This window comes from Candidatus Margulisiibacteriota bacterium, assembly GCA_018822365.1.
Taxonomy (GTDB): domain Bacteria; phylum Margulisbacteria; class WOR-1; order O2-12-FULL-45-9; family XYB2-FULL-48-7; genus XYB2-FULL-45-9.
Window position 1 is genome coordinate 25632 of record JAHJKL010000072.1, and the last position, 6049, is coordinate 31680.

Sequence of the window (6049 nt, forward strand, 5' to 3'; positions counted from 1 at the left end):
TTAAGTTTATCCCCAAAGAAACTTGCCGTGCAGCCACCCTTCGATCTGTTCCGGACCGTCGATCACCAGGATCTTGTACCAAACTCCCTTTTTTCCCAAAAGCTTAACTATGGTCCCCTGGTAAAGTTTTGAGCGTCTGGAATATCTGGTCCCCGGCCCGCTCCGCAAGGTAACGTTTGACCGCCTGACGACCCCGGTCGATTCTCCGGTGATCAAATTCGATTCGACCCACCCCCGGCAATTCAGCCAGTCGGTCACCAGCGCCCAGCTTCCGTTCCGCTTGAGTATTCTGAGCGGGTAGTTCCTCGGCAGATCGATCTTGACCTCGTCAACCTCGCTCGGACCGGCCCTTAGCAGAACACCTTCATCATAAGTACTTGGGTAAGCCGAGGCGATCCCGGCGGTTAAGATCAGACTGGAGAGGAAGATCACGATCTTTTTCATGGCGCACCCCTTTCCTCTATTTAGTATTTAGTTTGAGAACCTCTGTCTTTGTTCCATATATACTGCAGGTAGCAGAAACCGTCAAGCTCGAATGTTTTTTGGCCAGCTCCGGGATCTCGTAGATCGCGATCTGCCCGAGCGGCGATTGGAGCGAGTAATCCTGCTCAATGATCTTTTTCCCGTCAAGCTTGATGACAATGGCCTTTATGTAATGCAGGTCGACTTTTTTGGAACCATGCAGGACATTGACGATCAGGCGCTGACCGGTCAGCTTAAGTTCCATCTTTTTGGGCGGGTCGGCAAATGCGGTTGAAGCGGCAAACAGAAGCAACACCACAATAATCAGTCTCTTGTTCATCTCTTGCCCTCCTGAAATAATCCCTTTCGAATGATAACAGATAGTCTGATTCAGGTCAAAAGAAGATCTTGGCCAGTTTCAGGATCCCCTGCTTCCAGGGGACCCGGTGGGAAATGCCGCTCCGCCCTTCAATCGCTCCAATGTTGGCCAGGTACCACTTGTAATTGCGCACCAACGCTTGCTTGTTGGAGTATTGAGGTTTGAACCCAAGGACCCTTTCCGCTTTTTCGATCGAAACGAACGAGTCTTTGGAAGCGGTCTCATAAACCCACTTATATAATGGAGAAAGATGAAAAAATTCAAGTATTCGTAGTACCAAGATCATGGGCCAGGCGGGGAACCCGCGGACTTTTTTACCAAACCCGGCAAAGTCCAGGACCGCCTGGTAATCTTCTTTCATGGTAGTAAAGTCTTTCGCCCCGATATTGAAAGTGTCGTTAGCTTTTTGCTTATCCAGTGTCTGGCAAAGATAGACCGCCGCGCAGAGGTCTTCGACATCCAGCAATTGATAACGATTGTTGCCGCTTCCGATCATCGGGAACCCTTTCCCGTCTTTGGCCCAGTCGTAAAACAGGGCAAAGACCCCTAGCCGCTCCGGCCCGATGAACGACTTTGGCCGGATGATCGGGACGATCATCCCCTTTTTGCGGAACTCCAGGCAAACCTCTTCCGCCCTGATCTTGGCGATCCCGTATGGCCCGACCCCGTCGAGCTTATCGGTCTCGACCAGCGGATGGTGGTCGGGAATGCCGTAAACAGCGGTCGAAGAGATATGAATAAAGCGCTCCACTTTACTTTTTTCCGCCGCCGCCAGCAGGTTGCGGGTCCCGTCGATATCGGTCGAGAAGATGTCTTCCTTCTTGTAGAGCGGCAGAGCGGCCGCGGTGTGGACCACCTGGGTCACGCCGGCCATCGCTTCGGCCACTTTCGCCTGGTCGCGGATATCACCGACAATTATTTTGACCCGCTCTTTTTCCGGATAATCAAACTCGGCGACATCCAGAGATACGATATCGGTGATCCCTTTGCTCAAAAGATAGCGGATCATGTTGATCCCCAAAAACCCGGCGCCGCCAGTTACTAAAACTTTCATGCGTTACTCCTCTCGATAATAACAGCGGCGTTTAGCCGCTGTGCTTTGTTTTGCCCGCGACTGAACGTCGCGGTTAAGCTTTCAATATTTTTTTTAAATACTTCCCGGTGTAACTGCCGCTGACTTTTGCCACCGCTTCCGGGGTCCCCTCCGCGATGATCTCTCCCCCCTCTTCTCCCCCTTCCGGCCCAAGATCAATAATATGGTCGGCAGTCTTGATCACGTCAAGGTTGTGCTCGATAACAATCATCGAATTTCCGGCCGCGACCAGGCGGTGCAAAACCTCGAGCAGTTTTTTGATATCGTCAAAATGGAGGCCGGTCGTCGGCTCGTCGAGCAGGTAAAGCGTCCGTCCGGTCGAGCGGGTCGCCAGCTCGGTCGCCAGCTTGATCCGCTGGGCTTCCCCTCCCGATAAAGTCGTCGCCGACTGACCGAGCTTGATGTAGCTTAAGCCAACGTCCGACAAAGTCTGGAGTTTCCGCTGGATCTGCGGAATATTTTCGAACAACCGCAGCGCTTCTTCCACCGTCATATTGAGAACATCAAAAACATTTTTTCCCTTGTAGTGGACCTCAAGCGTTTCCCGGTTGTAGCGTTTCCCTTTGCAGACATCGCAGGAAACATAGACGTCCGGCAGGAAGTGCATCTCGATCTTGACCAGGCCGTCCCCGGCGCACGCTTCGCAGCGGCCGCCGCGAACGTTGAAAGAAAACCGCCCCGATTTGTAGCCGCGCAGGCGAGCCTCCTGCGTCATGGTAAAAAGATTGCGAATGTGATCAAAGACCCCGGTGTAAGTCGCCGGGTTCGAACGCGGGGTCTTGCCAATGGGGGTCTGATCAATGATCACAACCTTGTCGATATGCTCCAATCCTTTGATCTCGTCATAGCGCCCCGGCTTGTCGACCGCCCGGTAAAACTTGTTGGCCAGCGCTTTGTAAAGGATATCGTTGATCAACGAACTCTTGCCGGAACCGGAAACCCCGGTGACGCAGGTAAAATTCCCCAGCGGAAAGGCGACATCAATTTTCTTCAGATTGTGGTGCTCCGCTCCAATGATCTGGAGATGGTGGCCGTTCCCCTGGCGCCGCTCTTCGGGGATCTCTATTTCCTTTGCTCCAGAAAGGTATTTGCCGGTGATCGAATTTTTTTCTTTAATAATATCGTCAACCGACCCGGTCGCGACGATCTTGCCGCCGTGCACCCCCGCCCCCGGCCCAATGTCTACCAGGAAGTCGGCCGAGCGCATTGTCTCTTCGTCATGCTCAACCACGATCACGGTATTCCCCAGGTCGCGCAGGCGCGACAGGGTCTCGATCAGCCGTTTATTGTCCCGCTGGTGGAGACCGATCGACGGCTCATCTAAGATGTAGAGGACCCCGACCAGGCCGGAACCGACCTGGGTCGCCAGCCGGGTCCGCTGGGCTTCCCCCCCGGAAAGCGTCGACGACTGCCGGTCGAGCGAGAGATACGCCAGGCCGACATTGATCAGGAAAGCGAGCCGCGCTTTGATCTCTTTAACGATCTGTTTGGAAATGATCTGCTCCCGTTCGCTGAAGCGAAGATCTTCGATAAACTTCTGGATCACGTTGATCGGCATGGCCGAAACTTCCGCGATCGACTTCCCGCCAACCAGGACCGAAAGCGACTCCGGTTTGAGCCGTTTTCCGCCGCAGACCGAACACGAGATCGAGCTCATGTAGCGATAGAGATAGAAACGGACGTTCTCCGATTTAGTCTCGAGATATCGCCGGCGAAGGTTGCTGATCACCCCTTCAAAGGTCCCTTCGTTCTCCCAGTAACCCCTGTCCATCACATATTTAAATTTGATCGGCTTCTTACTGCCGTATAAGATGATATTCAGCTGTTCTTTGGACAACTTTTTGACCGGGGTATGCAGATCAAAACCATAAGCTTCCCCGACCGCCTCCAGCTTTTGCAGATAATATGACGCCGCATCCCCCCAGGGAACGATCGCCCCTTCAGCCAAGGTTAAATTACGATTTGGAATGACCATGTCTGGATCAAACTCAAGCTTATCTCCTAACCCTTTACATTCCGGACAAGCGCCATAGGGGCTGTTGAAAGAAAAGATCCGCGGAGTGATCTCGTCAAAGGAGATGCCGCAATCGGCGCAGGCAAACTTCTCGCTAAATACTTTTGGCTTTGCTCCCGCTTTTTCCGACAAAACTTCGACGATCCCGTTACCGTAGCGCAAGGCGTTCTCGACCGACTCATTAAGCCGTTTCCGGTTCCCGGCACCGACTACGATCCGGTCGATCACGATCGAAATGTCATGTTTCAGTTTCTTGTCCAGGTCGGGAACATCGGACAGTTCTAGCACTTTGCCGTCAACCCGAGCCCTGATAAAACCATCTTTCTGGATATCGGCAAAGAGGCTCTTGTATTCACCCTTCCGCCCGCGGATGACCGGCGCCAGGACCATCGCCTTTTCCCCTTCAGGGAGTTCCATGATCTGGTCGACGATCTGCTGAGCGGTTTGCCGCTCGATCTTCCGATTGCATTTGGGACAATGCGGCACGCCGATGTTGGCAAAAAGGAGTCGTAAATAATCGTAGATCTCGGTCACGGTCCCGACAGTTGAACGCGGGTTGCGCGGCGGCGCTTTCTGGTCGATCGAAATGACCGGCGATAGCCCGTCTATCGAATCGACATCAGGTTTGGCCATTTGCTCCAAAAATTGGCGGGCGTAAGCGGAAAGTGATTCAACATAGCGCCGCTGTCCTTCGGCGTAAAGAGTGTCAAAAGCTAGGGACGATTTGCCGGAACCGGATAATCCGGTAAGAACGATCAATTTATGGCGCGGCAGTTCAAGGTTGATGTTCTTGAGATTATGTTCCCGAGCCCCTTTGATGATGATCTTTTCTAGCATTGAACTGTATATTTTAACAAAAAACGGTGAAATTGAACAGAGTTCGGGTAGATAACCAGATAAGGTGCCTACAAATGCATATTAAACCGATCATATCACTTCCGGTCTCCCGCCGGACCGCCAGCGGCGGCCGGGAATCAGCCCTTTTAACCGTCAAACATCCCCCCCGAAGAGAAATCGCTCAACTAACCGCCCTCTACAATTCAGTTGTCGATCTGGTCTACGAAGAGGGGTTATTGGTCATGCGCGGGCAGATCGCCAGCCGTCTGGAACGCGATCCAGGGAGTATTTTCGCCGCTTATCTCGATGGCCGGCTGGTCGGCATGATAAATGTCGTGAAGCTCCATCTTTCAACCCTGGCAATGATGCCGACCGACCACCAAAGCCTGACCGGCGACGACTCCTGGGAGACAACTGACCCTCGAAATGCTAACGTCTGGATCTGCCCCTGGGTGGCAACCCATCCGGAGCAGGGACGCGGCTGGAAAGGGGAATTTGCTGACCAGCCCCGGTCACTCGGCCAGTTGCTAGTCCAATCGGTAGCGGTCAAAGCCTCGCTCAACCGCCTGCCAATCGAACATGTCATCGCCTACTCCCGACCCGCCGGATTGCGCGCTTATTTTGGTGAATCAATTCAACCGCTTTCGGTCATTAATTATATTGGAACTAGAACTAATGAAGGGCGAATACTTGATCCCGTCATCCGCTTTCACGTTGAGAACGGCGCCCGCCTGATACGTGATCTGATTTTCCCCTACGGCCACACCGGTGACCAGAACTCGCTTTTCTACCGGACCTGCTTGGGGTATCGGTTATAATTATAACCACCCGTATAGTCAATCTCCTATACGTATTAAAATCTTTGCTCTCTTCTACCCCTTGTCCATTTTCTTTGTCTGGCCACAAAGAAAATGGACGAAAAGAAAAGGCCTCGCGCATTTCGATTTTTTTAGCGGTAAGCGAAATGCGCGGAACACTCTGAATTTATACGAGCCAGTTTTCAACATAAATATGTGCGATTCATATAGGGTTTTTTCGATTATTGAGGAGGGACATTTTTATCCCCATTTGTCACGATACAGTTTAAGGCCTTCTAACCTTCAATAGCTTTACACATAAGCACTGACACTTCAGAAATATAATCAAATGTGGCCTTCAAAGGGGTTCTGACCTTCCCCCCAAAAACTGGACCACTTGCAATTAGAAAATAGGCCGGTAATACTAATTGAAGGAGGGTCAAATATGAAGGGGAAAAGGATGTCCG

The 6049-nt window shown here is 52.2% G+C and carries 5 protein-coding genes; 1 reads left to right on the top strand and 4 read right to left on the bottom strand.

Annotated elements, in window-relative coordinates; all coding sequences use genetic code 11:
- Nucleotides 1-6: 6 nt before the first annotated feature.
- From KKF06_07020 to uvrA, 4 genes are all read right to left on the bottom strand, one after another.
- Nucleotides 7-444: an SH3 domain-containing protein gene (locus KKF06_07020; protein ID MBU1617505.1), complete on the bottom strand. Its 438-nt coding sequence runs from the start codon at nucleotides 442-444 to the stop codon at nucleotides 7-9.
- Between the two features lie 16 nt (nucleotides 445-460).
- On the bottom strand, nucleotides 461-802 hold the full coding sequence (locus tag KKF06_07025) for a hypothetical protein (protein MBU1617506.1): 342 nt from the start codon (nucleotides 800-802) through the stop codon (nucleotides 461-463).
- Between the two features lie 55 nt (nucleotides 803-857).
- Complete coding sequence (locus tag KKF06_07030; GenBank protein ID MBU1617507.1) at nucleotides 858-1895, bottom strand: NAD-dependent epimerase/dehydratase family protein; 1038 nt, start codon at nucleotides 1893-1895, stop codon at nucleotides 858-860.
- A 73-nt stretch (nucleotides 1896-1968) separates the two neighbouring features.
- Nucleotides 1969-4785 carry an excinuclease ABC subunit UvrA gene (uvrA, locus tag KKF06_07035; protein MBU1617508.1) on the bottom strand — a complete coding sequence of 939 codons (2817 nt, stop codon included), beginning with the start codon at nucleotides 4783-4785 and terminating at the stop codon, nucleotides 1969-1971.
- Nucleotides 4786-4859: 74 nt separating this feature from the next.
- Here uvrA and KKF06_07040 point away from each other — a divergent pair, with 74 nt between their 5' ends.
- A complete protein-coding gene (locus KKF06_07040) occupies nucleotides 4860-5603 on the top strand; it encodes a hypothetical protein (protein ID MBU1617509.1) in 744 nt (247 codons plus the stop codon).
- Nucleotides 5604-6049: the final 446 nt, after the last annotated feature.

Excerpts from the sequence above, each read along its gene's own strand:
- KKF06_07020 (MBU1617505.1), bottom strand. The coding sequence starts at position 444 with ATGAAAAAGATCGTGATCTTCCTCTCCAGTCTGATCTTAACCGCCGGG.
- KKF06_07025 (MBU1617506.1), bottom strand. The coding sequence starts at position 802 with ATGAACAAGAGACTGATTATTGTGGTGTTGCTTCTGTTTGCCGCTTCA.
- KKF06_07030 (MBU1617507.1), bottom strand. The coding sequence starts at position 1,895 with ATGAAAGTTTTAGTAACTGGCGGCGCCGGGTTTTTGGGGATCAACATG.
- uvrA (MBU1617508.1), bottom strand. The coding sequence starts at position 4,785 with ATGCTAGAAAAGATCATCATCAAAGGGGCTCGGGAACATAATCTCAAG.
- KKF06_07040 (MBU1617509.1), top strand. The coding sequence starts at position 4,860 with ATGCATATTAAACCGATCATATCACTTCCGGTCTCCCGCCGGACCGCC.